The following is a 26,295-nucleotide window of genomic DNA, read 5'->3' as shown; positions in this document are numbered from 1 at the left end:
CCGAAACACTACCTATTCTCGGCCTATGCGTTTCGACATGATCTGTGAAGCCAATGGGTTCGAGCACCGGCTGACCAAGCCCAACCACCCCTGGACCAACGGACAGGTCGAACGGATGAACCGCACAATCAAAGAAGCGACCGTAAAACGCTTCCACTACGACACCCATGATCAGCTGCGGACGCACCTTGCTGACTTCATGGCTGCTTACAACTTCGCTCGCAGGCTCAAGACAATCAACGGGCTCACACCCTACGAATACATCTGCAAGATCTGGACTTCAGAGCCGGACAGATTCATCTTGAACCCGATCCACCAGATGCCGGGACTGAACACAACGGCTGTGTAGAAACTCGTTGCCGATGACCGTTCACACTGAGGCGAGGATGTGGACGACCCGCTGCGGTGCAGATTTCGACAGGAGGTGGTTCGACGCGTTCTTTCAGGCCCTCACTGCCGCCATCAGGCCGCGGATCCCGATCAGCGCCACCATCCGCTTGATGTTGTAGGCAAGGACGTTCAGCGCGATCTCTGTTTTCACGTTCTTCAGCCGTCGGGTCAGAAAGTGGGATGTGCCCATCCACGCCTTGATGGTGCCGAACGGGTGCTCGACCGTGCCTCGGCGGATGGTTATCGGTTCGGTCGGTCCGATCAGCCTCGCCCGCGCCGCCTCGACCAGATGCTCGTGCGCCCACCGCGTGATCCGGCGCTCCTTGCCGGTCGTGCATCGCGATCTCATCAGGCACGTGCCGCACTCGCTGGTCCAGTGGCGGCGGAGTTCCAAACCGTCTTCCTCGGTCGTGTAGCGATACGGTAGCGCTTCCCCTGCAGGACAACGATAGATATCCGCATCGGCCTCATAGGCGAAGTCCGCCTTCTCATACATGCCCTAGAGGCGGTTGCCTGACGTCTCCGGGCGCGGGACTGTCGTAGTGATGCCAGCCTCATGGCAGGCCAGGATCTGCCGCCCGCTGAAGTAGCCCTTGTCGGCCAGCACATGCATCTCGTCGCGACGAAGTGCATCCTTGGCCGCCTTTGCCATCGGCACCAGAAGATCATGGTCATGACCCTGGTTGGTGACTTCATGCGCGACGATCAGGTGGGTCTCGGTGTCGACGACAGTCTGGACATTGTAGCCGACCATTCCGCTGTTCCGGGCGCTGGTGGCCATGGCGCGGGCATCGGGATCGGTCAGCGATATCTGCCCATCCGGCGCATCGGCCAAGGCCCGACCCATGGCTTGCAGGTGTTGGATATGCTGCCGGACACGCCCGTAACGCTTGGCCAGATGCGCGACCTTCTCGGCCCGAACCTCACCCTCCTCCTGTCGATCGACCCGCGCCATCTCCGCAATGTAGCGCTCGACGTCCGCCTCCAGGTGGGCGATGCGGCTGGCGATCTTGCCCTTGGTGAAGTTGCGATCCCGGCTGTTGACGGCCCGGAACTTGCTCCCGTCGATGGCAACGCAGGCGCCCTTCAGCACGCCGATCCGGCGGCAGATCTCCACGAACTGAGCGCAGCTGCGGCGGATGCCGGGGCCGTTGTCGCGTCGGAAGTCGGCGATGGTCTTGTGATCCGGGACAAGGCGGCCGGTCAACCACATCAGTTCGACGTTCCGCCCGGCTTCACGTTCCAGTCTGCGGCTGGACGGGATCCGGTTCAAATAGCCGTATATGAACAGCTTAAGCAGCACGGCAGGATGATATCCGGGTCGCCCCGTCCGCGCCGGCGCCAATCGCGCAAATCCGAGCGAAGGCAGATCGAGCTCATCAACAAACAGATCAACCACCCGAACCAGGTGATCCTCGCCAATCCAGTCCTCAAGACGATCTGGAAAAAGAGCCGTCTGTTCCCGCGCAGTGCCTTCGATGAAACCCGACATGCCGATCTCCCGCCACCATGTCTAAGTCTACCATAAGGCCGAGTTTCCACACAGCCTCGGCTCTTCGCTTCGATGCTCGCGCAACACTCCCGCCTAATCCGGGTGGGCCAACTCTCGGATGATTGCCAGCTCTATTTTTCTGGGCTTTGCTACTGCAAATCCAGCAATTCACTAGGAATGAAAATGGATAGCACGACGAAATTTGCAGGCCGCTGCCTTTGCGGTGAAGTCACAGTAAGCGTCGAGGGCGAGCATGATCCACAGCCGGGCGCATGCCATTGCCGCATGTGCCAACGATGGACCGGGGGAGTCTTCCTTGCATTCACGGCCGCCGCCGAGGCGGTTACCGTGGAAGGTCCGGTCAGGCACTTTCAATCCACACCATTTGCTGAACGCGCGTTTTGCGGCATCTGCGGAACGCATCTTTGGATGCGAAACACAAACAACCCGGCAGCGGAATACGATTTGATGGCAGGCTTATTTGATGCCACCTGTGAGTGGCCGTTGCGCTCTGAGATCTACACTGACAAGGCCATGGCTTCGATCCGGCTGGAAGGCGATCACAAGCGGAAGACCGAAGCCGAGTACGAAGGATCCAATCCGCACGTTAATTGAAACGCCTGTAAAGCGCACACCTCGACTTAGACCACTCACCGCTATGCGCTCCCGGCAACGACCGGGGCAATGGATTTCTTCGCGTTGACCTGCGGGGCATCTATTCAGGGGCGGGTGGCTAGAGGCCAAACGTAAAGGCAGAAGTCATAAAATCTCGCCCCCCTCATAACGGTATAAAGAAGCGCATAAACGGAATTATGAATCATCTTCAGGTTGTGGGTAGTCTAGCAGGTCTTGCTCTATGACCACGCTGACTTTTTGCGCATAACTTTGCAGCTGGAATGACATGAGCTTCAGCTCGTCGAGCTGTGCAACAAGCCTCTTGGATGGACCTCTGGTCTCGAGGTGATCTCTATTCCGTTGCACCTGCGCCCTGATTGCCTCGCATTGCGCCAGTACTTCGGTCAAGCTTACTAGCGCTGTGCTACGGGGAACATTCTTTTCGGCACAAAGGGATCCCAAGCGGTAAAACTCCCATTCCGTGTAGCCTTGTGCAGTTCGAATATCAGCCTCCACTTCAGCCAAACGGTCTCGGGTCCTCAAACTCAGACCTTCACGGCGGCTTCTTTCTGTCTGTGTCAGTCCTAAAAAAGCTAAGATACCTTTCCGCACATTTCCCCCAAACTGATCACTCGGAACAAAACTACTCTGTCTACTTGACCTGCGCGCTAAAAACTTGCATTCATGCAGTGAGACGTATTGCGCCCGGAGAAATCTGAGGCGCTTTTTTCATGGCCAAGTCTGCCTAGCGACATGCGCTTTTCTGGAAACATGACGGCCCCTGACGTCGGTCGGCGAGCAGATCCACTGCTGATTAGTGAGTCTTTTGCTGAAAAATAAAAAGGTTCGTCATGGTCTTCTTTACGATTTCTCGGGCATCGTCTTCGGGGATCCCTACATCCGCGCAAGCCTTGGCGACGGCATTCATTATAAGTTGAAACGTAGATGAAGCATCGGGGCGAACTTGTTTGGCCATCCTCGTGAATCCTTCGAGATGATTGTGGATCGATAAGACCACACCTGCTAGCTTCCAGCAAATTTTCTCGTATTCCCATCCGCTCTGGTCCCCCTAGGGAGGGGAGGGCGCGGCCCCGGCACCCACACCGCGCGGGCCCCCTCCGAAATTCACGAGGTGTGCCATGATGGAACGAAAAGCCATTTGCCGCCCGATGCCTCCGGTCGATCAAGTCGAAGGCTTTGAAACCTGGTTCGGTCCTGTGCCCGAGCTTGCAGAGTGGGCCACCGCCTCCTTCGTCGCCGACGGCGCGCCTTTGTGGAACCCGGATCATGAACACCTGCGCTCAGCCTCAATCTGATTCCTCTGATCCAACGTCTCCAATGCCAAGAAGGGCCGCATGGTGATCCCGGTGATGCTGCTTGGCGACACACTGGCCCTCGGACTGGTGAACGGGACCGCCATTCAGGCGAATGACCGCCGCGAGATGATGGCTGCAGAGGGCACGACCCCTACCCCCGCCGACCAGCTACGCATTGGCAGCACCCAATACGCGATCATCCGGGCGGAGCCTTTTGCGCCAAGTGGCGTCGCGCTATCCTATGACCTGGTCCTGAGGGTATGATCATGACGCAGAAGCGCAACCGTCGCTGGTTAGAAGTATCAGTGCTCGACCTCCCTTGCCGCGTCGAGGTGGATGCAAACGCCATCAGCGGCGAGCCTGAGGAGAGCTGCGCACGCCATACTCCTCCCGGTGATAGGTCGGGCGAGCTATGGCTGCCCGGGTGGCCAAAGCGCGCAATATAAAGCAGCCGAAGATTACACACCCTGCTCCGCTTTGGCGGGGCATTTAGTTATGAGGGCCTGACATGGCGTATCTCCCTGCCGACATCCTTGATGCGCTGGACATCCTCGAGCCTGCAATCCGGGATGCTTTCATCGAGGCCATCAACCAGATCACCAGCGCGATCCGGCTGAAGGAGCTGGAGGAGATGATCCGCGCGGGCGACATCGAGGAGGCGGTGGAGGCACTGCGTATTGAGGAAGGCTTCTTTGGTCCGCTCTATGAGGTACAGCGCAACGCCTACATGCGAGGGGGCCAGCAGATCCTGGCATCGACCCGCGTTCGCGACCCTTACGACGGCAGTAGGTTCGTCTTCAGCTTCAACGGGCGGCACGACCGCGCCGAGAGGTGGATTCGCGAACAATCATCGGTGCTGATCACCAAGGTGATCGAGGAACAGAAGGAGCAGGCCCGTATCGTCATCCGCGAAGCGGCCGAGGCCGGGCAGCATCCGCGCGACACCGCCCGCGCCATCGTCGGCAAGGTCGATCCTGCGATTGGCAAGCGCGAGGGTGGCTTCATCGGCCTCGACAGCCGCCGCCGGGGCGTTTTTCAAAAGGTCATGGCAGACATGGTCACGCCTGAAGGTGTTCGCGATCTGGTCACCGTGCCGCGCGACGGCACCGCGCCCTTCGTGACGCTGGAAAGCGTGAACCAAGCGACCGAACAGCGCATCCTGCGTGCCTACCGCGCCGGGGTGGCCGCCAGCGCCGCCGACATCGCGATCAGTTGCAAGCAGTTGCGCAACAAGCTGCTGAAGGACAGAGGCGACACCATCGGGCGTACCGAGGCGCTGAACGGCTTGCGCGCCGGGCGGCATGAAGGCTTCTTGCAGTTGGTCGACAGCGGGGCAGTCCGACGCGATCAGGTGCGGATCAGATGGCAGGCCACCCTCGACGGCAGCGTGCGGGACAGCCACCGGCACCTACACGATCAGACGATCAAACTCGGCAAGTTATTCAACCCTGGCCCGGGCGTGTTCATGGCCTATCCCGGCGATCTGGAGCACAGCCCCGGCAATCTGAAGGGGCTGGCTGCCAACGTCATCCAGTGCAGATGCCTTGCTGTCTACAGGATCAAATCAGATCTTTTGAAAGACTAGGCACAACCGTGATCTGTTTCTAAAGTTGGCAGAGATCAACCCAAACGGGACTTTCATATGCGTGTGTCGGGCAATCGCAGGGGCAGTGATATCACCACTTCCAAACTTGATGAGCATACCGTTCGCGACATCAGAAATCGGCTGGCTGATGGAGAGTGTGGTCAATCTATCGCGGTGGAGTTCGATATCTCGCCGCAGCAAGTTTCCAACATCAAGCACCGACGAAGTTGGGCTTGGGTAGAGTAGCGTAGGCCGCCTTCGGGCGGTCTTTTGCATTGAGGCCGCCCATGAACAGCAGGTCATTTTCTGCCTACATTGCGGCCTTTGCCGACAAGACCAATGAACAGATGCAAGCGGTCCTGTCAGAGAGCATCCAGGACGTCATGGACACCGATCCTGATCGAGGCGCGGGCCAATGCGCGCTGGTCGCTCGACTTCGTGCATGACCAGTTCGCCTGCGGGAGGCGCTTCCGGGTGCTGAACGTAGTCGATGACGTCACGCGCGAGTGTCTTGCGGCGGTCCCGGACACCTCGATTTCGGGTCGCCGCGTGGGCCGGGAGCTGACGGCCCTGATCGAACGCCGCGGCAAGCCCGGGATGATCGTGTCGGACAATGGCACTGAACTGACCTCGAACGCGATCCTGAAGTGGTGTGCCGAGCACAAGGTCGAATGGCATTACATCGCCCCTGGAAAGCCGATGCAGAACGGTTTCGTGTAAAGCTTCAACGGCAGGATGCGGGACGAGTTCTTGAACGAAATGCTGTTTCATAACCTTGCCCATACCCGCGACCTGATCGTGGCTTGGGTCACCGACTACAACACCGAAAGGCCCCACTCGGCCCTCGGCTCCCAGACCCCTGCAGGCTTGGCCCTGCACATGACCACCGCAATCGCCCGACCCGCTGCACGCGATGAGGGTTCCGCGCGCCGGGCGATTCCTCAACCCGCGCCAAAAAGCGTAAATCAGCAACCGGCCCCGGTCGCAGATGGATGAAATACCAGTGGCAGGTCATGGGATCAAACACCTAGGTACCCAAGATGGGTGTAGGTAAGTCCGAACCCCTTGGATGGCATGAGGGAGCGTGCAGTGAAGTCAGTAGTCCTGACATCCAGATAAAATTTTCAGTATAGCACTCATTTTCCGGCGGTAAGCTTCAGAGATCTCAATGTCGAAACGAAAGCAGATAGCATGAGTCGAACGACCATTGCATGAGGATGTCTCGGTTTGGTGAAGGAGGCCAAATGCGGTCCAAAGATCCAATAAACAGAAATTAGAAAACGACCGATCGAATAGCGAACAAGGTGATTATCACGGAATGCTCGGAGTGCTTTGACGTCGGGATGGAATGGATTGCCAAAAGCCGCGGTAGCTACGAAACAGGTAGGGGAATTGGCCTCTCCAGATTCGTTTTCGTCAAGGCCGTGGTCATGATCATAGTGGTCGTGATAATCATGGTCGTCTTCTTCGATGTCGTCATGATCGTCGACCTCTTCTTCGCTTGGGAAGCCAGGAAGATGATCCGTGTCATCGGCAGGTTCATCCGGGGCTTCTTCATGATCAGGTTCCCCGCCAGTATCATCGTCAGGATGATGAACCTCTGTTCCATCCTCGTTTCCTGTTCCCGGACCTTCTTGTGGCGGCAGTCCTAAAACTGGACCATCGCTCTCATCGCCAGGATCGGGATGCGTCGGATCATGTCCACCGTCATCCTGGTGGCCTTCTTCATCATGACCAAACTTCTTCAATGTAGCGTCCAAGCTATCGAAGTAATGATCTGCGTTGCCTGTCTCTGTTCCATCATGAATAGTCTTGTAGATTTCCTTTATCTGCACGCCACTCAGCGAACTGAAATGTTTGCTGGTTATCGAGATCGCCTGATCACTGTCCATGAAGTCCAAGATCTGGTCTTGGAGCTCATCGGCCTGATCAGCATAGTTCTCTAGCCTGACAAAATGACCGCTCGGCAAGTTGATAATCGCATCATCACCATCGATTTGAATTTCAGCATGAAAATCTTCAATATTGTCGAATTGATGCGACAACCCGATAACGTCATCCGAAGAAAAGTCCGTTATGGTATGGTTTCTCTCCCCGCCGATGATGAAGCTGTTATGTCCGCCACCACCCTCGAGCTTGCTTTCGCCAGTCTCGTCACCGATACCCGAGAAAATCAGATCATCGCCGGCCCCGCCAACGATCAGGTCATCGCCTTCGCCGGTGAATATGACATCGCCGTCATGTGAAGCTTCGATGTGATCGTCGCCCTTCCCCCCCGAAAGAATATTGTGACCTCGGTCCCCAATCAGGGTATCGTTGCCAACGTGACCTCTCAGGATATCATTGCCCGCTCCACCTTGGATGAAGTCGTTGACCATCCCATTGGACGGATCGGTCGTGTTATGGGCGCCCTCGATAACCAGGTCACGATCATAATCTGAAACGACGACCACCACCATTTCCCCTGGAGAAACGGCTGGTATATCTTCGGGTTTCAGTCCGGCGCTGACCTTCGTGTCCGCGCGAGCATCCGCAATGCCGTCTGGCGCTGTGAACTCGGTCGCGGATTCATCGAACCATGGGGAGTGTGGAGAGTTTGCGGGTGTCAGTTCGTAGAAAGTGAGGTGTTCCTGACCATCGAGGTCTACCAGATCGATGGGCGCAACCTGGGTCCCTCCGTTGAACATGAAGATGATGCTCTGATCGCTTTCGCTAAATCCGCTGACACGATCCAAGTCGGGATAGTCGACAACACTCCTGATCTCATCTTCCTTCATGACGGTCTTATCAATCAGATAAGTCTGCGCAATGTCGAATACCTGTCCCATCGGGGTGGCGATGGCGACAATATCTCCCTCGTCACTCTCGCCATAGGGAAACTTTGTGTCGTAGAATTTGTTTGACAGCCATTCGTAGGCAATTCCCCAGTGGCTGATTTCCTCAATGCCGGAATTCACTGCTCCGGAAAACGCCTCCAGCCATGCGGATCCCTGCTCGATCCCTATGGCGGTGTTCTCACCTATATTGAACTCTGACAGGTAAAGCTTGAGGTCGTCAGAAAATCCATAGGATTCGTTGAAGACCTCCATGGGCTTTATGGCCCAATCTATTTTTTGTTCTATGGCATTCGCGTCGGGGTACGAGTGCTGAAATATCGTTCCGACCAGCTCACGGTTGTCCAAGGAGATCTGGGAAATAATGTCTCGTGACTCCTGTGGCCCGACGGCAGTCCAGCGGCCATCCTCGCCCTGCTCGGCCTTCCATTGCACTCCGGCTTGGATGCCTATGGATGGTTGATACCATTCACCATTCTGATCCGAAATGCGTTCGATCATCTCGCTGATCTTCGGTATCTCGAAGTTGGCTATTTTTCCATATTCCTCGCCGCTCAACGATCCCCAATGCTTGCTGCCCCAATATTCATTGCCAATCTCTATGTCCGATATATCCGAATCCGGAAAATCTTGGAGAGCTTGTTCCAGATTATCGAGATATTTATCAAAGCCTGCGTGATCAAACTCGGCAGTGTCTTTATTGTAGAACTGAAATGTCGGCGTGACGATCGTGACAGCTTTGCCCTCTGCCTCGGAAAAACTCAAAGCCTCTCTGATCGTCAGGACATAATCGTCATCGGCTCTATCCAAGGCATTTCCAAATATCTTGTCGAGACCTCCATTTTCCCATGTCTGATCTTCGGTAACTCCCCCGCCGGGGTATCTAAAGGACGAGAAGTCAATTTCCTTCAAGACCTCGGCGTATGGTTCGCCTTCGCGCAAACTGTCTCTGGTCAGGATCATATTCGCGCCGAAATGCGCGCTGGTGATGACATGCATTCGTTGGAAGCCCCCAGATGTCGGTGGTATGATCCTGGCCTGTGACGCCAGGTCATTTCCGTTAGGGGTAGCTACACAAGGTTACTGGCGGGTTAATTGATTTACAAAATTGTTATTAATAACTTAATCTTATTTTAGCATTTATTGCTGCAGCCATCCTGTGAACTCCGCACCGCTGGTCTCGTAAAGCGCGACGTATTCGCAGCCGCGATCGCCGGGGGCGCGCATCTGCTGGTCGCGGTCGGTGTATTTGCCGAGGAACGTGGCATTGCGGTCGCAGAAGGGGCCATCGGCGGTTTCCGTTTCGGGACGGCGGATATCCGAGATCCGGCCGCGGTAGATGTGGATGGCCGGCCCTACGGCCGCGCCCTCGACGAAGAGCAGCAGCCGCTGGCGGATCACCGCGTCGCGCCATTCCGCCTTATCGCTCATATGCGCCAGAGACAGCGCCCGGCTGACCGCGCCGAAGCGGACCTGGCCGGGTGGGCGTCCCTCACCCCCGAGGCGCGGATGCCCGAAGCTTCGATAACGCCATGGGCGGCCAGCCATTTGTGGGTGCCGTCATGCCAGGGCGTGCTGCCAGAGGTGGTTCGGTTTGTCTGAACAGGTTCCGGGCATTCTCTAAGTGGTTTTCTGCCTTGGTTACGCCGCCACCGCTTCGGGCATCGGCTCGTTGAAGTAGGCCTGGTCGGGCGTTTTCCCGTCAAGCGATGAGTGTGGGCGCCGGCTGTTGTAGAAGCCGAGATAACGACCGATCGAGGCGCGTGCTTCCGAGACGCTAGCATAGGCCCGCAGGTAAACCCCCTCGTATTTGGTGGTCCGCCAGAGGCGTTCGACGAAGACGTTGTCGCGCCAGGCACCCTTGCCGTCCATGCTGATCTTGATCTCACGGGCGGCCAGAACCTTGATGATCTCGGCGGAGGTGAACTGGCTGCCTTGGTCGGTGTTGAAAATCTTGGGCGCACCATAACGCGCAAGCGCCTCCGCCACTGCTTCGATGCAGAAATCCGCCTCCAGCGTGATCGACACGCGCCATGCGAGGACGCGGCGGGTGAACCAGTCCAGCACAGCGGCGAGATAGATGAAGCCGCGCGCCATCGGAATGTAGGCGATGTCCATCGCCCAGACCTGATCGGGCCGGGTGATGGTCAGTTTCCGCAGCAGGTGGGGATAAATCTTGTGCCCCGGCGCCGGTTTCGAAGTGTTCGGCTTCCAATAGAGAGTTGCGTTGCCCATGCGCTGCATGAGCGTGGCAACGTGCAGTCGCCCGACCTTGAAGCCTTCCTGCACCAGCAGGCCCTGCAACATCCGGCTGCCAGCGAAGGGGAACTCCATGTGCAGCTGGTCGATGCGATGCATCAGTTTCAAATCGGCTTCCGAGATCGATCGCGGGCGGTAATAGACGCTGCCCCGGCTGATCCCCAGAACGATGGCTTGGCGGCTGACGCTCAGCTTCGCGGTGGGATCGATCATCTTTTTGCGCTCGGCGTCAGACCCGCCTTGCCGAGCGCGACGGACAAAAAATCGTTCTCCAGCGTCAGCTCTCCGATTTTCGCACGCAGGGTCTTCACGTCGATCACCGGTTCCGCCTCAGCCTTCGAGCCATCACAGAACGCTCCGGTCGCGCCCTCGAGCAGCTGGTCGCGCCACGGCTTGATCTGGTTCGGATGGACATCGAAATCCTGCGCCAGTTCGATCAGCGTCTTCTTGCCCTTGATCGCGGCTACCGCCACTTTCGCCTTGAATGCCGGGCCGTGGTTCCGGCGCGGTCGTCTTGTCATGGTCATCTCCTCGCCCGCAGCATCATGCTGCCGTTACGCGGAAAATCCACTTATCCCGGCTGTTCAGATTTTCGGAGCCACCTTTAGCGCTTCTATACGGAGATTTTGGGCACCCAAACCCACGTGAATCGCATCACGTCTTACATCGTGATGGGATCACCCAAAGATGAGCGCTCCACCCAATCGGAGAGGACAAGACGGCCCCTGTTGCGGGCCTGTAGTCAAAAGTTACCAAATGACTTAGAAGAGCTCTTCTCGTCAGTACCACGTCAAGCATTGGCAGGCACTATGCCTCACAAGACAATTGTATTTGGAGAGGTGAATCCGACGGGAGCCGCAGGAGCGATTATCGGCGCCTAAGTTGTGAAGCTGGAGCCTAACTTACTACTAGTGGGAGTGCCGTCCCTCTGCTCACGGGCCGTGCAGTGTCGTTTAGGTCTGCAGGCAAACAAGCCTCCAGCAACCAATGGATAGCCCAATCGGATCCAGCGTTAGAAAAGCACCAAATACAACCCAAACGCGAAACTCCCATAGGTTCGAGCTGTCGCCCACAGGTGTTGCAGAAGCACATTTTCATCATGGAAGTCCTAGATTCTGGTCGTTTACTCCTTTCAACACAACAAAGTTACCTGAACATTAAGCTTCGGCGTTATTCTGCCTATGGTTGAATTTTCTTGGAACTTTTTGAAAGCACCCACTACTTCGCCGTGGTTGATGCAGAACTACGATGATGTTGCCTCCCACAGAGAGCTTCGTTTGACCATAAAACGAACATGCATGCGCCGGCAGTTTGCAGACGGCGGCTGACCACAAGCCAAGATATGGCGATCTGGACCGTTATGCATGCTAACGCTTGGCGTTAGGAGTTTCGAAAAATCGGCGCGCAACCGTGGTGCCTTGTCCAGCCAGTTTGCATAATTTCTCACGCGGACAGCGCTGCTTTGCACATGCCCATCCTGCAAGAGAATGTCATCTGACTGCGTTGGTGCAGCATATGGCGGAGCTACGCGGAATATGTGCTGAGTTCTTTAAAATTTTAGTAATTACAAATCTTTACGTTCATTACATTCCAATTACTCCAGTGTCAGCTTCCATCGAACCCAAATGCAATGATGGAACGGTCAGGCACATGGACATGTCGAATAATGACAATGGCACAATCGTTGGATCAGGAGGGCACGACCATGGCGGCGGACATTGGACCGATGTCCTCACAGGAACGGTTGGCAACGATACCTTGCATGGTGGTGATGGCGTACGGGACATCTCTGGCTGGGCCGGCAATGACGTAATCTATGCAGGTGTCCATGGCGGGTCCGCGGCGGGCGGATATGGGAACGATACCATCTATGCTTATGGCTTCGGTGCCCCGCTGCCGCAGCGATTTCAGACACACGTTTTTGGAAACCAAGGCGACGATACGCTTATATTGGATATGTCGCGCCAGCCAGGCGACATCTATGATGTGCGCTTCGGCCATCACGTCTTCGGCGGTGAAGGATCAGACAAGTTTGTCTTCAACAATGTTGCTGGAAGCGGTCAGTACATCATTGGTCGACTGGACGATTTTGACCCAACATATGACAGCATTTGGGTCGACGGCCAAGAGGTGGACATCTATCGTCCTCCGGAGAACGTAAGGGTTGTTGAGTTCAAGGACCAGCAGTGGCTCGTCATCGATAATCGCATTTTTTACTCTCTCGAAGGCGCTAGGCACAGATCCCCTACGATAGCGGCCGATGATCGAAACTCGTCGACAGGTGAAGAAAATCACTTCATTGACTGGCCTGAGGATTGGAACGATGGAATTCCGTCCAACATCGACGTCAGATATCAAAATCCTTTCAACTTTGTTCCGTCGTATTTCACCCCGACAGATATGAGTTTTGAAACTTACTTCAGGCCGAACGGTCACATGTTCGATGGCACGGAAGGTAATGATAAGATCGAAGGAAGCCCAAGTCACGGTCAGGTGCTTAGAGGAATGAACGGAAATGACTGGATCTTTGGAAATAGATCCGACGACAAGTTATATGGAAACGCTGGTTCTGACTACATTGATGGTTACCACGGCAATGATACCATTTCCGGCGGATACGGATACGACACAATCGATGGAGGAAAAGGCCATGATGTGATCTATGGAAACGCAGGCAATGATGTTATCGCGGGGGGCTCCGATAACGATACAATTCACGGGGACGATGGCAATGACACGATTTTCGGTGGATCTGAGGAAGATCTGATTTACGGGAATATTGGTGACGATATGGTTTTCGCCGGGCCTGGCCGTGATAGGGTGTTCGGCGGTCAAGGTGATGATACAGTCAACGGCAATAATGATAATGACTTCATCGATGGTCAAATCGGAAATGACAGACTTTCAGGCGGAGGCGGTAAGGACACGATCCACGGCGGATTTGGCAACGACGAGATCAAAGGCGGGAACGGCAAAGATCTTTTGATCGGCGGCGAAGGTTCCGACCGGATGTTCGGTGGCACGGGGCCGGATAGGATCTTCGGAAACGGTGGGTCCGATCGCATTATCGGCGGGATCGATGATGACTTTCTAAGCGGTGGGTCAGATCGGGATCATCTGGCCGGCGAAGCTGGGAACGATGCTATGTTTGGCGGCGACGGCAATGATCGCATGTCTGGTGGGGGAGGCACAGATCGTCTTTTCGGCGGGTCTGGCAATGATTTTCTGACCGGAGGACAACAGAATGACGTTCTCATCGGCAGAAAAGGTAACGACACACTGTATGGCGGGAGTGGGAACGATCGGCTTTCAGGCGGCGATGGCGCTGACAAATTTATCTTTACCAGGATTTCGGACAGCCCGTATAATTCAAGCGGTGATGTTATCGTTGACTTTCAAATAGGTATCGACTCTCTGAACCTCTCTGCACTTACAAGGTCGCCTATGTTCTCCGCGCATCAGGATTTTGAAACGCAGGGGGATGTGATCTTGGGGCGAAATATCAGTATCTCACACGTTGATTATGGTCTGGAAGTTTTCATAGACGTCGATCTAGATGGACAAGCCGACCTTCGTTTCTCTCTCAAAGGCGCCCACGATTTTGATGTAAACGATATAATATTCTAAGAGAAAACTCTGACCTGCCCCCCTCCGTGGGTTCCTCGATCATAATGAAAGCCTGCAGTTTGGATTAGCGTGAACGGCACACGGTATAGTGCAAAAATGCTAGGCGCTGGCCTTTAGAGCCACCTAACGACGACCAATCTGACTCGAAGATTTCTATTGGAACGAGCGGTCATCTGGAGGATGGTTAAGTGGCAGCACAAATAGAGTTAAAAAAATTTACGATTTATCTTTTGGTTCCGGTTTACTGCTTTGAGCTGCCGCTGTGAGTGCCAAGATCATCGTCGTCAGCTCTTCACTATCGATTTCCGTTGAAGTAACAGCGGCAGCCACCATATGTTGGGCCAGTTGCCTTTTACTCTCTTCCAGTTCTGCTAGGTCCATAACTTTCCAATCATCGCACATTTTCACTTTCAATGTCTCGGCGAGGAGAATGTTCATACTGTGGTGACGATGATCGCGAGCAATATTCAGCAGCATATTGGTGACAACAATTGGTGCCCCTTCAAGAACACCGAAAAAGTCCTCTTCGCCGACAACCAATAGACCGCCAATACTATGTTTTGCGTTCAGCTCAAGAGCTTCTTGAATTAGGGAACGACGAGCTCGCTCTCCAATTCCTCCATGGATGGACGTGTAAACCAAGCGAATGCGCTCCTGCTCCATGTCATTACCCTGCATCGGACAAGTTCCTTGTGTCGCCTACTTTACATTCAGTTCACCAAATGTGAAAAAATCACATGGTTAAATGAGTAAAAATTACAGAAAATTTTCGGTATGGCAGAAATCTCTCTATGCTGATGTCATTGCGCCAGCACCAGCAGGACGCCGGTGATATCGATCGTGTCCAGTATCCCCAGGCAGCTCAGCATGGCCCACAGGTTGAGTAGCGCCACGCACCACCCCAGGTAGTTCCGGCGCTCGGCCGCAATCTTGGCGGCGGCGCTCAAAGCGGCTCCGATGCTTGTCGCGCCAAAACCTGCAGCCTACCAGTGGGTGCGGTACCGGCTACGAAAGCCACCTCGACCTTATCCCAGTGCCAACCGCAGAGCGCGATCGCTAACCTGTCCCGCTGCCGCCGTTCCAGCGCGCTACGGGCGCGGGCCAGAACGGCGATCTGCGCGGCCATCCGGTGGCCTCCGAGATCATCCGACAGAGGTTTGACCACGGCCGCCATGACCTAAGCGCCGGGATGGGGGTTACTGGTCCCACCCTTGTTGACGGTAAGGCCCATCTAGTGGCGTTCGGCCTTAATCCAGAGCATGGCCACGCTCAGTCGCCCGGGCGGCAATCATGGCGGCGCAGTGTGACATGTTCACCGCCTCCCAGACCCGCAACGCCAAAGCCGCCAAGCTGGGAAGGCTGGAAAGGGGAAAGGGGAAAGGGGAAAGGGGAAAGGGGAAAGGGGAAAGGCCGAGGCTTGGGCAGCACGTGAAGCCAATCAACTCACCGCGCGCGAAAAGGACGAGGCTGAGCGGATCGAGCAGGCCCGTAGGGAAGCTGCTGCCGAAGCGGAGGAACGCCACCAGTGCGAGTTAGCCGAAGCCATCCACCGCGAGGACAACGCTCGCATTCGCCACCGGATCAAGTGGAGATCGCGGTTGCGATGCCCGCCCCGCCTCAGCCAATACCCTCAAAAACCGCTGGCGAGGCCTTGGTGGTCCGCGGCGTCCACAACACGACTGTGAGGTTTTGACATTTATGGAGCGTGGCCTTTTAATGACGCGCCCAAGCGGCCCGGGCCGAACAAGGTGGCAGGTTCGCCGCCCCACGAAGAGAATCAGCCGATCGCGGTCATCCTCGCCGCCGGCGTCCACCAGATCGACGGGGAGGATTATCACCGCGACCCCTGCCCCGAGGCGTCACTGTCCTCGACGCTGACCAAGACCATGCTGGCGGATTCGCCGCTGCATGCCTGGACGGCCAGCCCGCGACTGAACCCGGATTGGGGCCTGTCAACAAGAACACTTTCGACATCGGTCCGGCCCTACACCGGGCGATCCTCGGCGCCGGCGGCCACGATGTCGCGATTTCGGACAGCATGCTGGCCAGCAACGGCGCGGCCAGCACCAGGGAGGCCAAGGCTTTCATCGCCGATGCGCGGGACGCAGGCCAGACGCCGCTGAAGGCATCCGAGGTCGAGCAGATCCACGCCATGCCGGACAAGGCCGCCGCGAAGCTGGTCGCCCTGCAGATCGACCTCGACCCGGCGCGGTCCGAGATGGTGGCTATCGCGCAGATTGAGGGCGTGTGGTGCCGCGCGATGATCGACAATGTGCCGCTGGATGCGCGCCTGCCGATCTACGATTTCAAGACCTGCGAGAACGCCAGCCCGGAGGCCTGCCAGAAGACCATCCTGAACTACGGCTACGACGTGCAGGCCGAGCACTACCGCCAGGTCTGGCAGGCGGCCACCGGCGAGGACCGGGTGTTCCGCTTCGTCTTCCAGGAGAAGACCGCGCCTCACGAGGTCTGCGTCATCGAGCTTGGCGCGGGCACCCTGCTGATCGCCGGCAAGAAGATCGCCCGCGCCCGCGAGATGTGGGACAAGTGTATGCAGGCCAACCAATGGCCGGGCTATCCGCTAGGCGTCAAACGCGTCGACCCGGCCAACTGGGCGATCGAACGTTGGCCCAAGCGTTAGAGCCATGAATCCCAAATCAAGCACGAGATAGGAATTCGGGCAAGCCAAACCAATCTACAATCGTTGGAAACGGTGGAAGGCATAGGGATACAGACCTGTATCCCCAGCCAGAAGTCCCGCAAGAAGCAAGAAGGTCGTGAAAGACGACAAGCTGTGCACCAAAAGCGGCGTAACCGCATGGAGATCACGATCGACCGCCTCAAGGAGTGGTGGCGCGTCGCAACCCTCTACTGTCGATATACGGAGATATACTTTTCCGCCACCACATTGACCGCGACTGTGTCGTTCTAGCTGTGAAACTCAATGAAGCTGGAACCTATCATGCAGAAACAGCCGAGTTCTCAGGATCAAGAAGATTACAATAAAAGGTCTTCAGCTGAGAGCGATACGATATTCTTCAGCAGAACTTCAAGGTCTACAAAAGTATCTCCGTCAATATCAGCCTGGACAAGCAGATCCGTGCCTGCATCGATGGCCCAAATGGCATTTGAAGTCGCCGTTGATCCGGAAAAAACCAGATCTTGCTGACCGGCTAGCAATTTGTCCGCGTCAAACTGGGAAAAATCTAGCTTGTCACTCCCTGAAGTAAAATCATGAACAATGTCATGGCCGCGACCAAGACGACTTTCCTTTACAGAATTGAACACGAACGTGTCGCTGTCTTCGTCTATACCGCCGAACATGATGTCGGTACCTCTTCCACCCACCAGCGTATCTCTGCCGGTGCCGCCGAGCAAAATGTCCTGTCCTCCTTTCCCATTAAGGACGTCATCGCCGTTCAATCCCTGAAGCGTGTTTCTTCCAGCACTGCCAATCAAAGTATTATCTAGGTTATTGCCGGTTCCATCGATATGCAGCTTGTCCTGCAGCGTCAGCGCCTCGAGATGGCTCGCCAAAACCCAGCTCAGGGACGCATGGACGTGGTCATGGCCTTCACCCGAATTTTCAATAAGATGATCGTCTGGATCATCCACCCAGTATGTATCATTTCCGGCCATACCATACATTGCGTCCGCACCCGACCGACCATCCAACACGTCATTGCCGCCAAGTCCGAAAATCGCGTTCTCTCCGCCATTTCCGACAAGCATGTTGTTTCCGTCGTCCCCAACGATGCCATCTTCAGGTATTTCCGTTGGCGCGCCATCCAGCCCGTCTTCCATTGCGTCGTCGCTGTTATAGTCAGGCAGACCGGTGACGGTTTCGGCCGCGTCATCCGCAGCGGTGGTATAATTGCTCCCATATTCACCGTTTCTAATCTCTGCGTCGAATATCTTTGCCACTAGGGGACGTCCAGGATCCCCCCATTTTCCTGCCCATCCTACCATCGAAGCGGGCGTCGCCCAGAGATCAACATAGCTGTTCATTGGGGCCAAATTCCATGTCCCGCCCGGCATATCTGCAGCGGTGAAGTCGCCGACTACTTTGCCGTCGATATAGAATTTCGCGCCTGTGTCCGACACCGAAACCTCGTAAGTGTGGACTCCCTCGGAGGCATTGAAGCCTAGATCGACGACTGTCTTATTGGCTTTATTGGCGGCCAAGGTGACATGCTTGCCAGATGTGTCGGTCATGTGGATGTTCAGCTCGACCTTGGTCGTGTCGCCGCCAACGAACTCAAAGTCAAATTCCGTCCAAGGCGCGTTCTTCCAGTCGCTTTTATAAGTGAACATGCCGAAGACTGCACCGGGGGCCATGTCGGGCGCTTGAGCCGTCCAGCTCCACGTGCCAGTCCTAGTCGCGGTCGTGTTCTGGATCTCGCCACCTTCCCAGAGTCGCGGTGAACCATCAGGCGCGCGATCCAGAATCAGTTCGACGTAGCCGTCTGCCGAAGTACGGACATTGTCATCCGACCAGTTCATGATTGAGGTCTGGCCCGCGGACCAATCTGACACCAACCAACCATCCTGCGGCTTGGGCTGACCAAGAACATAGATGTTCAAACCGCTGTTAGAATCAGACTTAACCATCCCGATCACCTTCGCTCTGAAAATTGAAGTGACCTCCCACATTGCGAAAATGAGTTAGCCACACTTCCGCTTATGTGCAGAAATAATTGAAGAATGATTAGCGAGGGCTGTTATACTGAATTTTCGTTTTTGACAGTGTTGGTGTTCTAGGACGCGTATCTTTCGCTCTTAACCTCGTTGAGTTTTACAGCCAGAACGTTGCAGGCACGGCCGCTGTGGTGGCGGAATAGTATGTCTCCGTACTTCGGCTGTAGAGGGTTGCGACGCGCCACCAATCCTTGAGGCGGCCGAACGTGATCTCTATGCGGTTACGCCGTTTTTGGTGCCCAGCTTGTCGTCTTTAACGACCTTCTTGCTTCTTGCGGGTCCGCTGGCCAAGGATGCAAGTCTGCATTCCTATGCCATCCACCGCTTCCAACGATTGTAGAGTGGTTTGGCTTGCCCGTATTGCTTCGGCGCATCATTCCATCGATAGTAGTATTGCCACTTAGAACACGTATTTCTTCGTCCCGCGGTCGGGCGTGGCTTTTGGGAAAAAAGGGGCGGAGGCACGCCATTTGTGCCTACGTCAACAAGAACAGGTATCCCATGGTCAAGGTTCTTCGCGGAGCCTGAACCATAGCAAATGTGCTAAATCAATGGGCCTGAAGTTTAGGACCAATCCAACTAGTCTCCTCCTCCGCCGGCAATTTCTAGTTTGGGACCAGTACAACTGCCGCGACACCTACGGTGTTCAGTCATTTGATGAGAACTGCCTGCGCTTCGGCGACCACTATGAGTTACCAGTAGAGCTTCACCGCGGCCCTATTAAGCCGGTCGTAGCTAGCCGTTCCAAGCAAGGTAGGGCGCGCAGTGGAACTATCTCGCGAAGTACGGATATAGGTTGCGGACTAAGGCCCGAGCGGAGCGAACCCGGACCACAAAGCCCTTCCCGGTAACAATCACGCTGGCAATGATCAGAGCTTGGGTTGCGACATACATCGTCACTATTCTCAGTACGATTGTATCGGCCGGCAGACCTTCGCAAACCCCCAAAACCGTCAATAAAAGCGCCGCCACAAAGGCGAAAAACAAGTATAAAACGACGAACATACGATTCCCCGTAGACCCTCTATGGTTGTATTCTAAAATTTATTCTCAACATAGAATTTTTCTTCAAAATTCTTGTTACCTGACGTCACATTGCAAAACTAGAGTGATTTGTAGCGCAAGTTACTGATGTTAAAAGAAAGTTTATGGGAGTTGGTGGTGTCTCTTTGAGCCTGGTGCATAAGGAACAGGGATACAAGTATCTTAGCGCTGACTGTGGTCGTATGCTCTCCGACCAATCACTGCGACCGGAAACCCGCATAAGATGAAAGCGAACCGCCAAATTGGGCCTACTGAAATGTGTTAGAGCTTGTCATTTTTCACTAGGGTACGAATGCGATTCTGCATAGAAATCCCGCGGCGCAGTGACCTGTCATTGAAATTTATCCAGCAACGACCTAAGTCCGATTGGTGTTTACGCCAGTTAGTCAGGGTTAAAATATCGCCCAACGCGCAGGGCTTTCATCTCGCGCAGCGGTGTGAGCGATTGCGGTGGTCAGGGTCTGTGCCTAGTCGAGTGGGCTCTGGTAACCCAAGGCCGAATGCAGGAGGTCGTTGTTATGCTCGTGCGCCCATGCGGCGATCATGACGAGCGCATGGGCTAGGTCGCGGAACATGGTCTCGTTGAAAAATTCGTCGCGTATCTGCCTGTTGAAACCCTCGACGAAGCCGTTCTGCATCGGGTTGCCCGGCGCGATATGGCGCGGTTCAACCTGATGTCCAGGACACCACCGCAGGATCACGTTACTGGTCAGTTTCGCCCCATTATCCCTGACAATCATGCTGGGCTTTCCCGGGAGCTTAATACGAGCTGACAGTTCACGCGCGGCACGGCGCCCCGCGATCGAAGTATCCGAGATTGCCGCGAGGCATTCACGGGTGACGTCTCCAACAATATTGAGCAGCCAGAAGCGTTCGCCGCCTACGAACTGGCCATGGACGAAATCCAGTGACCAAGGTGCGTTCGGCCGCGCCTCGAATAGGATCGGCGCCCGTGTTCCAGCCGCCTTGCGCCGTGCCTTTCGCTTGTGCACAGTCAGACCCTCCTCAAGATAAATCCGGTTGATCCCCTAGTGCTCATCATCGCGGCGCGAGCGAAGATTACGAGCGCCGTATTGCTGCTCTGACGGCATATGTGTTCATGGCGCTTCCGTAACGAACTTGACCCATAGGACATCCTTCCATTCCTGATAAAGGATCGCACCATCAAACCATGGGATCAAAAAGGAACCATCGAAACCACGGGGAGGGATTAACCTTGCCTTAACCATTGTCTGTTTAGAACTGTCTCAAATGGGAGGTTACCGTGTCAGCTGTACAAGTCAAAACGGCAGAAGCTTTAAAAGCGCATTTGTCGCACATTGCGAGAATACTGTCCGACTGTTCCATCAGCATTGAGCGCATGCCTCTAACCAACAACGATATTGAATGGATCGAGCAAAAACTTGCTACGCAGGTTCGGGATATTGGCCGGATCGGTGCCCACGCAGCGTTAAAACGAAAACGACGGACTTGACCGAACAAGTCGATATTGCCTGTATGAAAGTATTTTGCTCCACTCTGCTTTTATCTGTCTTCTGGTTTGGGGTCATTTCTTTTAACTTAGTTCTGACCTGCCCCCCATTGGTCCCTCGATCATAACGAGAGTCTGCCGGTTTGTGCGCTGCTCCCCAACCTTGGTCCGCCGGATGCTGGAGTTTTCCGCCTCAGTCATGGCGACGGGCTGGCTGGCCGGGACCGGTGAAACAACCGCGGTGTTATGGCCAATGCCAAAGGCCCAGACCCCGATGTTGTCGGGATAGGGCGCACGCACATCTCTTTCGGCGCGACCAGAAAGGCCACGTTTTGCGGTGATGTCCGCATGTCGTTTCTTTATGAAAATGCTCCGCACGATGGTGAGCAAAAAATGTTTTGCTTTTAACTGGCTGTTAGGTCGAGCCTGAGACAAGGTTTGTGGTTGCGACCCAATAAACTCATCAACTTACCGAAAACAAAACTGAACCTGCTTCCTAACCCGTCATGTCACCTGCTCATCGCGTTTCCAGCATCTCGCTGGTTCGCGATGATAAGGCGCATTTGCGGACCGGAAGCCTTCATTCGCGAGGAACGCCGGGGTTTCGTCTCCACGGCTTTCTCAAAAACATGACCGCTAAGAACCGGGTATCGTCATAGACGGCACAGTCTAACTCGAGGCTCAGGAAGACGGTGACCCGCCCCGGGGCGTCTCCTTGCCGCCGACCTAGAGGGCGGGCTTTTGCGCGGGTCCTGCGGACCATCCAAGGCTCAGGGTGATTGGTTCGCCCTAGTCGACCGGTTCGCGGACAAGGTGGAAACTCGCGACCGCCTGGATGACCCGGTACGCATCTGGGGCCCGCATCACGTTTCTCGAACGCTTATCCGAAATATCTGCTGTCCGGCCCTGCCCGTGCCAAGTCAGCATAGCCGATCGCGCAGAGGCGAGAGCAGATCACGAGCGACATCGCCACAGCGGAGAAGGTGACCCGGGTGATCCATTTCTGCGCCCCATCGAGGATGAAGCGTTGCTGGGTTGTTTCTCGGTCATGTTCCTTCGCGTTGCAGGTTTGTTATTCGTGGTTGCCAGGCATGGCGGCCAGCCATTGTTGCGCACCTGGTTTCCTCGATGCGATGTGTCAGCACTCTTGCTGCGCAGGGGTAATGGCCTGCTATTTGATCCGCACCTGATCACGCAAATTGCCCAATTGTCGACGAGCTGCAGGAATCCTCTGTTCCGACCGGCGTTTAGGTTATCAGACCGTCCAACCCCTGACCATCGGCGAGCTGTGGGCCGTGGCCATCACCCTGCGCATCGTCCTGATCGAAAACCTGCGCCGCCTGACCGATCAGATGGCCAGCGGTCGCGAAGAACGGCGAAGGGCCGATCTGCTGGCCGACCGGCTCCTGCAGCCGGCCCAAGGCCATCGGCACCTGTTTTCGGATCGTCCCGACGCCGGGCCGCTGAACGAGCTGTTCGCCGCCCAACTGGCCGAGCGGCTGCGCAACCTGGATCCAAGGACCACGCCCGCCATCACCTGGCTTCAGGACCGGTTGACCGCGCAGGGCGCCTCGATCGACAGCGTCGTGCGCCACGCACAGGAACGGTTGGGGGCGTCGAACGTGACCCTGCGCAATGTCATCACCGCGTTTCGCAGCCTGTCGGCCACGGATTGGAACGACCTGTTCGAGGATGTCAGCCTGGTCGAGGCCGGCCTGCGTCGCCATCCGGGCCATGCGGCGATGGATTTCGCCAGCCGCAACCTCTACCGCAGCGCGATCGAGGAATTGTCGCGCGGCAGCGGCAGCCCCGAGACGCAGCTGGCCGACATGACGGTGGAACTGGCGGCCAGGGCCGCGCCCGCGACGGCGGCCTCGGACCCCGGATGGCATCTGATCGACCGGGGCAGGCCGGCACTGGAACGCGCCATCGGATTTCGGCCCGCGCCGCGCCTGTGGTTGCGCAGGCTGGGAAAATCGGCGGGGCTGGCCGGCTATCTGGCACTGATCGCGGGGGGTACGGCCGCCCTGCTGGCGGTGGCGGCTGGGTTGATGGGGGGCGGTGTCACATGGCCGTGGCTGGTTGCGATGGCGCTGCCGCTTTCGGGGCTGGCCATCGCCCTGGTGGACCTGACGGTGGCGCGTTCGGTCGGGGCGGCGCTCTTGCCGGGGCTGGACCTGCGCAAGGGCATCCCCAGCCACCTGCGCACGCTGGTCATCGTCCCCGTCATCATGACGGATCCCGATGATCTGCGCCGACACCTGGACAGCCTCGAGATCCACCACCTGTCCGGCACGGGCGGCGATCTGACATTCGCCCTGCTGACGGATGGGGCCGATGCCCCGCATTGCCTGATGCCCGCCGATGCGGACCTGCTGGCGCTGGCCGCAGACAGGATCGCCGCCCTGAACGAACGCCATGCCGCAGGCCCTGCCGGGCCCCGGTTCGTCCATCTGCACCGCCACCGCCGGTGGAACCCGCATGAAGGGGTCTGGATGGGCTGGGAACGCAAGCGCGGCAAACTGGTCGAGCTGAACCGCCTGCTGCGGGGGGCGACCGATACCAGTTTCACCCCCCATCCGGCCCTGCCCCGCGATGCCGCCGCCCGCCTGATCGGCAAGATGGCGCATCCCCTGAACCGGCCAAGGCTGGACCCCGACCAAGGGGTCGTGACCGCGGGTCATGGCATCCTGCAACCGCGCGTGACGCCGGCCCTTGGGGCGGGTACGACCGCCTATCTGCGGGCGACATCGGGGCCGGGGGGTATGGACCCCTATGCCTCGGCGGCGTCGGACGTGTTCCAGGACCTGTTCGGCCAAGGCTCGTTCACGGGCAAGGGCATCTATGACGTCGATGCCTTCCAGGCCGCGATGCAGGGCCGGATCGAACCCGACAGCGTCCTCAGTCACGACCTCTTGGAGGGCGTCTTTGCCCGCGCGGGCCTTGCCTCGGATATCGAGGTGATCGAGGCATTCCCCCCCCGCCATGACCTGGCGGCCGCACGCCAGCATCGCTGGACGCGGGGCGACTGGCAGCTGGCGGGACGTATCATCGACCCTGCGACACCGATGCTGGGACGCATCAAGATCGCCGACAACCTGCGCCGGTCGCTGATGGCGCCTTTCGTGCTGGCGGCGCTGCTGGCGGGATGGCTGTCGCCGCATGCGGGCATGGCGACGCTGCTGCTGCTGTCGGTCCTGGCATTGCCCGTGATCCTGCCGACCCTGCTGGGCATGATTCCGCGCGGCCCGGCGCTTGATATGGCCAGCCATCTGCGGCAATGCCGCGGCGATGCGCGCGCCGCCGTGGTTCAGGTCGGCCTGACGATCAGCCTTCTGCCCGACACGGCTTGGCGGATGGGCGACGCGATCCTGCGCACCCTGTGGCGGATGCGCATCTCGCGGCGTCATCTACTGGAATGGACGACGGCCGCGCAGGATCAGGTCGGTCCAAGGCCCGACCTTGGCATGCTGGCACGCCGGATGGCGGGCGGGCTGGTGCTGAGCCTGGGGATCGCCGCTGCGGTGGCCCTTCTGGCCCCCGCCTCGGTTCCGCTGGCGCTGCCCTTCCTGCTGCTGTGGCTGTCGGCACCGCTGATCGCCCGCGCTTCGGGGCGCGCGTTGCCCCCCGCCACGCGGCCCCTGACGCCCGATGCCGCCGACCAGTTGCGGCTGACCGCCCGCCGCACCTGGCATTACTTTGACACCTTCGTCACCCTGGATCATTGCCACCTGCCCCCCGACAACCACCAGGAAACGCCGACGCCGCTGACGGCGGCGCGGACCTCGACCACGAATATCGGCCTCTATCTGCTGGCCTGTGTAGCGGCGCGGGATTTCGGATGGATCAGCCTGCGGGATGCCGTCACGCGCCTGCAGCAGACCCTGCAAACCGTGGCGCGGCTGGAAAAGCTGAACGGCCATCTGTTCAACTGGTACGACACGACCGACGGCAGCGTCCTGGCACCGCGCTATGTCTCGACGGTGGACAGCGGCAACCTGGCCGGAGATCTGATCGCCCTGGCCCACGCCTGCGAGGAATGGGCCGCAGATCCCGCGCAGGACGACCGGCAGGGGCTGCTGGACACGCTGGACCTGGCGCGCGGTTCCGCCGATGCCGCCCTGCTGGACCAGATCCGGACCGCGATCCGCGCGCCTGATGAGCAACTTGTTCTGGCTGACGGAGGCGCAGATGGCCCGCCTCCGTCCGTTCTTTCCCAAGAGCCATGGCCGCCCACGGGTCGATGATTTGCGGGTTCTCAGCGGAATTATCTTCATCAATCGCAATGGCTTGCGGTGGTGCGATGCACCGAAGGAATATGGACCAGCGAATACCCTCTATAATCGCTGGAAGCGTTGGAGCGATAACGGGGTCTTCGCCCGGATCATGGTCGGCTTGGCCGCCGAGGGTGCTGATCCGAAGACGATCATGATCGATGCCATGTCTCTGAAGGCGCATCGCACGGCTTGCACCCTGCGTGCGAAAAAGGGGGGCCTGATCGCCAGATCGGCCGGACAAAAGGCGGCATGAACACGAAGCTGCATGCCGTCACTGATGCGAAAGGCCGACCCATTCACCTCTTCATGTCGGCAGGACAGGTCAGCGATTGCATCGGTGCGGCAGCACTGCCCGTCAGCCTGCCGAAGGCGGACTGGTTTCTGGCAGACCGGGGCTATGACGCTGACTGGCTTCAAAAAGCATTGCAGGACAGAGGGATAAAAGCCTGCATCCCCGGCAGGACGTCGCGCAAGAAGACCGTGAAATACGACAAGCGGCGTACCAAAAGACGCAATCGTATCGAGATCATGTTCGGTCGTCTGAAAGACTGGAGACGTGTCGCCACGCGTTACGACAGGTGCCCAGAAACCTACCTCTCCGCAATCGCATTGGCCGCAACCGTCCTGTTCTGGCTATGAAAGGCAATGAGATGCCGTCACGGGGCCTGCGCTGCGACCTGCCCGTTA

The 26,295-nt window shown here is 57.2% G+C and carries 16 protein-coding genes and 4 pseudogenes; 10 read left to right on the top strand and 10 right to left on the bottom strand.

The features are described 5' to 3' along the window. The coding region (locus tag IE00_RS17195) for an integrase core domain-containing protein (RefSeq protein ID WP_072298425.1) at nt 1-349 on the top strand (349 nt) is incomplete at its 5' end. 93 nt (nt 350-442) lie between these two features. On the opposite strand, the pseudogene IE00_RS17190 reads toward IE00_RS17195, so the two are convergent. Then, nucleotides 443-1,882 (bottom strand): annotated as a pseudogene (locus IE00_RS17190) (IS1182 family transposase). A 177-nt stretch (nt 1,883-2,059) separates the two neighbouring features. Here IE00_RS17190 and IE00_RS17185 point away from each other — a divergent pair. Beyond that, the gene (locus IE00_RS17185) at nt 2,060-2,497 is read left to right on the top strand and encodes a GFA family protein (protein ID WP_083554493.1); all 438 of its coding nucleotides are present in this window, start codon (nt 2,060-2,062) and stop codon (nt 2,495-2,497) included. A gap of 814 nt (nt 2,498-3,311) precedes the next feature. On the opposite strand, the gene IE00_RS20270 is transcribed toward IE00_RS17185, so the two are convergent. Further along, entirely contained in the window at nt 3,312-3,473 is a 162-nt protein-coding gene (locus IE00_RS20270; RefSeq protein ID WP_170864200.1) for a hypothetical protein, read from the bottom strand. A 166-nt stretch (nt 3,474-3,639) separates the two neighbouring features. On the opposite strand from IE00_RS20270, the gene IE00_RS20265 reads away from it, so the two are divergent. The 4 genes and pseudogenes from IE00_RS20265 to IE00_RS17165 form a co-directional block, all read left to right on the top strand. Continuing rightward, nucleotides 3,640-3,813, top strand: coding sequence for a hypothetical protein (locus IE00_RS20265; protein ID WP_170864199.1), 174 nt, complete (start codon nt 3,640-3,642; stop codon nt 3,811-3,813). A 39-nt stretch (nt 3,814-3,852) separates the two neighbouring features. Next, the gene (locus IE00_RS17175; protein WP_072298418.1) at nt 3,853-4,077 is read left to right on the top strand and encodes a hypothetical protein; all 225 of its coding nucleotides are present in this window, start codon (nt 3,853-3,855) and stop codon (nt 4,075-4,077) included. 244 nt (nt 4,078-4,321) lie between these two features. Further along, entirely contained in the window at nt 4,322-5,398 is a 1,077-nt protein-coding gene (locus IE00_RS17170; RefSeq protein ID WP_072298417.1) for a hypothetical protein, read from the top strand. Between the two features lie 351 nt (nt 5,399-5,749). Further along, nucleotides 5,750-6,394 (top strand): annotated as a pseudogene (locus IE00_RS17165) (integrase core domain-containing protein); the annotation flags it as partial. A 140-nt stretch (nt 6,395-6,534) separates the two neighbouring features. Here the strand turns inward: IE00_RS17165 and IE00_RS17160 are convergent. The 3 genes from IE00_RS17160 to IE00_RS17150 all read right to left on the bottom strand — a co-directional run bounded on the left by IE00_RS17160 (nt 6,535) and on the right by IE00_RS17150 (nt 11,012). Continuing rightward, nucleotides 6,535-9,231: a calcium-binding protein gene (locus IE00_RS17160; RefSeq protein ID WP_072298416.1), complete on the bottom strand. Its 2,697-nt coding sequence runs from the start codon at nt 9,229-9,231 to the stop codon at nt 6,535-6,537. Nucleotides 9,232-9,372: 141 nt separating this feature from the next. Further along, complete coding sequence (locus tag IE00_RS17155; protein ID WP_139291514.1) at nt 9,373-9,663, bottom strand: hypothetical protein; 291 nt, start codon at nt 9,661-9,663, stop codon at nt 9,373-9,375. A gap of 210 nt (nt 9,664-9,873) precedes the next feature. Continuing rightward, nucleotides 9,874-11,012 (bottom strand): IS3 family transposase gene (locus IE00_RS17150; RefSeq protein ID WP_240493979.1). Its coding sequence is split into 2 segments (ribosomal slippage): nt 9,874-10,746 and nt 10,749-11,012, totalling 1,137 coding nucleotides; the frame shifts between segments, so codons are not numbered across the junction. A gap of 1,129 nt (nt 11,013-12,141) precedes the next feature. Here IE00_RS17150 and IE00_RS17135 point away from each other — a divergent pair. Next, nucleotides 12,142-14,118 carry a calcium-binding protein gene (locus tag IE00_RS17135; RefSeq protein ID WP_170864198.1) on the top strand — a complete coding sequence of 659 codons (1,977 nt, stop codon included), beginning with the start codon at nt 12,142-12,144 and terminating at the stop codon, nt 14,116-14,118. A gap of 216 nt (nt 14,119-14,334) precedes the next feature. On the opposite strand, the gene IE00_RS17130 is transcribed toward IE00_RS17135, so the two are convergent. After that, complete coding sequence (locus IE00_RS17130) at nt 14,335-14,796, bottom strand: BLUF domain-containing protein (protein WP_072298411.1); 462 nt, start codon at nt 14,794-14,796, stop codon at nt 14,335-14,337. Nucleotides 14,797-14,918: 122 nt separating this feature from the next. Continuing rightward, nucleotides 14,919-15,065, bottom strand: coding sequence for a hypothetical protein (locus tag IE00_RS20260; RefSeq protein WP_170864197.1), 147 nt, complete (start codon nt 15,063-15,065; stop codon nt 14,919-14,921). Nucleotides 15,066-16,060: 995 nt separating this feature from the next. Here IE00_RS20260 and IE00_RS17115 point away from each other — a divergent pair. Next, nucleotides 16,061-16,759 (top strand): PD-(D/E)XK nuclease-like domain-containing protein, encoded by a 699-nt coding sequence (locus IE00_RS17115; RefSeq protein ID WP_072298408.1) that lies wholly within the window; start codon nt 16,061-16,063, stop codon nt 16,757-16,759. Nucleotides 16,760-17,115: 356 nt separating this feature from the next. Here the strand turns inward: IE00_RS17115 and IE00_RS17105 are convergent, their stop codons facing one another. The 3 genes and pseudogenes from IE00_RS17105 to IE00_RS17090 form a co-directional block, all read right to left on the bottom strand. After that, nucleotides 17,116-18,729 (bottom strand): family 16 glycosylhydrolase, encoded by a 1,614-nt coding sequence (locus tag IE00_RS17105; protein WP_170864196.1) that lies wholly within the window; start codon nt 18,727-18,729, stop codon nt 17,116-17,118. Between the two features lie 184 nt (nt 18,730-18,913). Beyond that, nucleotides 18,914-19,286 (bottom strand): annotated as a pseudogene (locus IE00_RS17100) (hypothetical protein). A 966-nt stretch (nt 19,287-20,252) separates the two neighbouring features. Further along, nucleotides 20,253-20,888: pseudogene (locus IE00_RS17090) on the bottom strand (integrase core domain-containing protein); the annotation flags it as partial. Between the two features lie 1,738 nt (nt 20,889-22,626). Between IE00_RS17090 and IE00_RS17080 the strand changes: the two are divergent. Next, nucleotides 22,627-25,578: a hypothetical protein gene (locus IE00_RS17080; protein WP_072298402.1), complete on the top strand. Its 2,952-nt coding sequence runs from the start codon at nt 22,627-22,629 to the stop codon at nt 25,576-25,578. After that, nucleotides 25,490-26,247 (top strand): IS5 family transposase gene (locus IE00_RS19560; RefSeq protein WP_139291511.1). Its coding sequence is split into 2 segments (ribosomal slippage): nt 25,490-25,826 and nt 25,826-26,247, totalling 759 coding nucleotides; the frame shifts between segments, so codons are not numbered across the junction. The genes IE00_RS17080 and IE00_RS19560 overlap by 89 nt, the downstream gene beginning before the upstream one ends. Nucleotides 26,248-26,295: the final 48 nt, after the last annotated feature.

Origin of the sequence: Paracoccus sp. SM22M-07, assembly GCF_001887735.1 — a bacterium.
In the GTDB taxonomy this organism is placed as follows: Bacteria; Pseudomonadota; Alphaproteobacteria; order Rhodobacterales; family Rhodobacteraceae; genus Paracoccus.
Note: the sequence above shows the minus strand (reverse complement) of the source record. Positions and strands in the feature narration are given on the sequence as shown.

Coding starts and splice junctions, on each gene's coding strand:
- IE00_RS17160 (WP_072298416.1), bottom strand. CDS start 9,231: ATGCATGTCATCACCAGCGCGCATTTCGGCGCGAATATGATCCTGACC.
- IE00_RS17185 (WP_083554493.1), top strand. CDS start 2,060: ATGAAAATGGATAGCACGACGAAATTTGCAGGCCGCTGCCTTTGCGGT.
- IE00_RS17175 (WP_072298418.1), top strand. CDS start 3,853: ATGGTGATCCCGGTGATGCTGCTTGGCGACACACTGGCCCTCGGACTG.
- IE00_RS17130 (WP_072298411.1), bottom strand. CDS start 14,796: ATGCAGGGTAATGACATGGAGCAGGAGCGCATTCGCTTGGTTTACACG.
- IE00_RS20265 (WP_170864199.1), top strand. CDS start 3,640: ATGGAACGAAAAGCCATTTGCCGCCCGATGCCTCCGGTCGATCAAGTC.
- IE00_RS20270 (WP_170864200.1), bottom strand. CDS start 3,473: ATGGCCAAACAAGTTCGCCCCGATGCTTCATCTACGTTTCAACTTATA.
- IE00_RS17170 (WP_072298417.1), top strand. CDS start 4,322: ATGGCGTATCTCCCTGCCGACATCCTTGATGCGCTGGACATCCTCGAG.
- IE00_RS17155 (WP_139291514.1), bottom strand. CDS start 9,663: ATGAGCGATAAGGCGGAATGGCGCGACGCGGTGATCCGCCAGCGGCTG.
- IE00_RS17105 (WP_170864196.1), bottom strand. CDS start 18,729: ATGGTTAAGTCTGATTCTAACAGCGGTTTGAACATCTATGTTCTTGGT.
- IE00_RS17135 (WP_170864198.1), top strand. CDS start 12,142: ATGGACATGTCGAATAATGACAATGGCACAATCGTTGGATCAGGAGGG.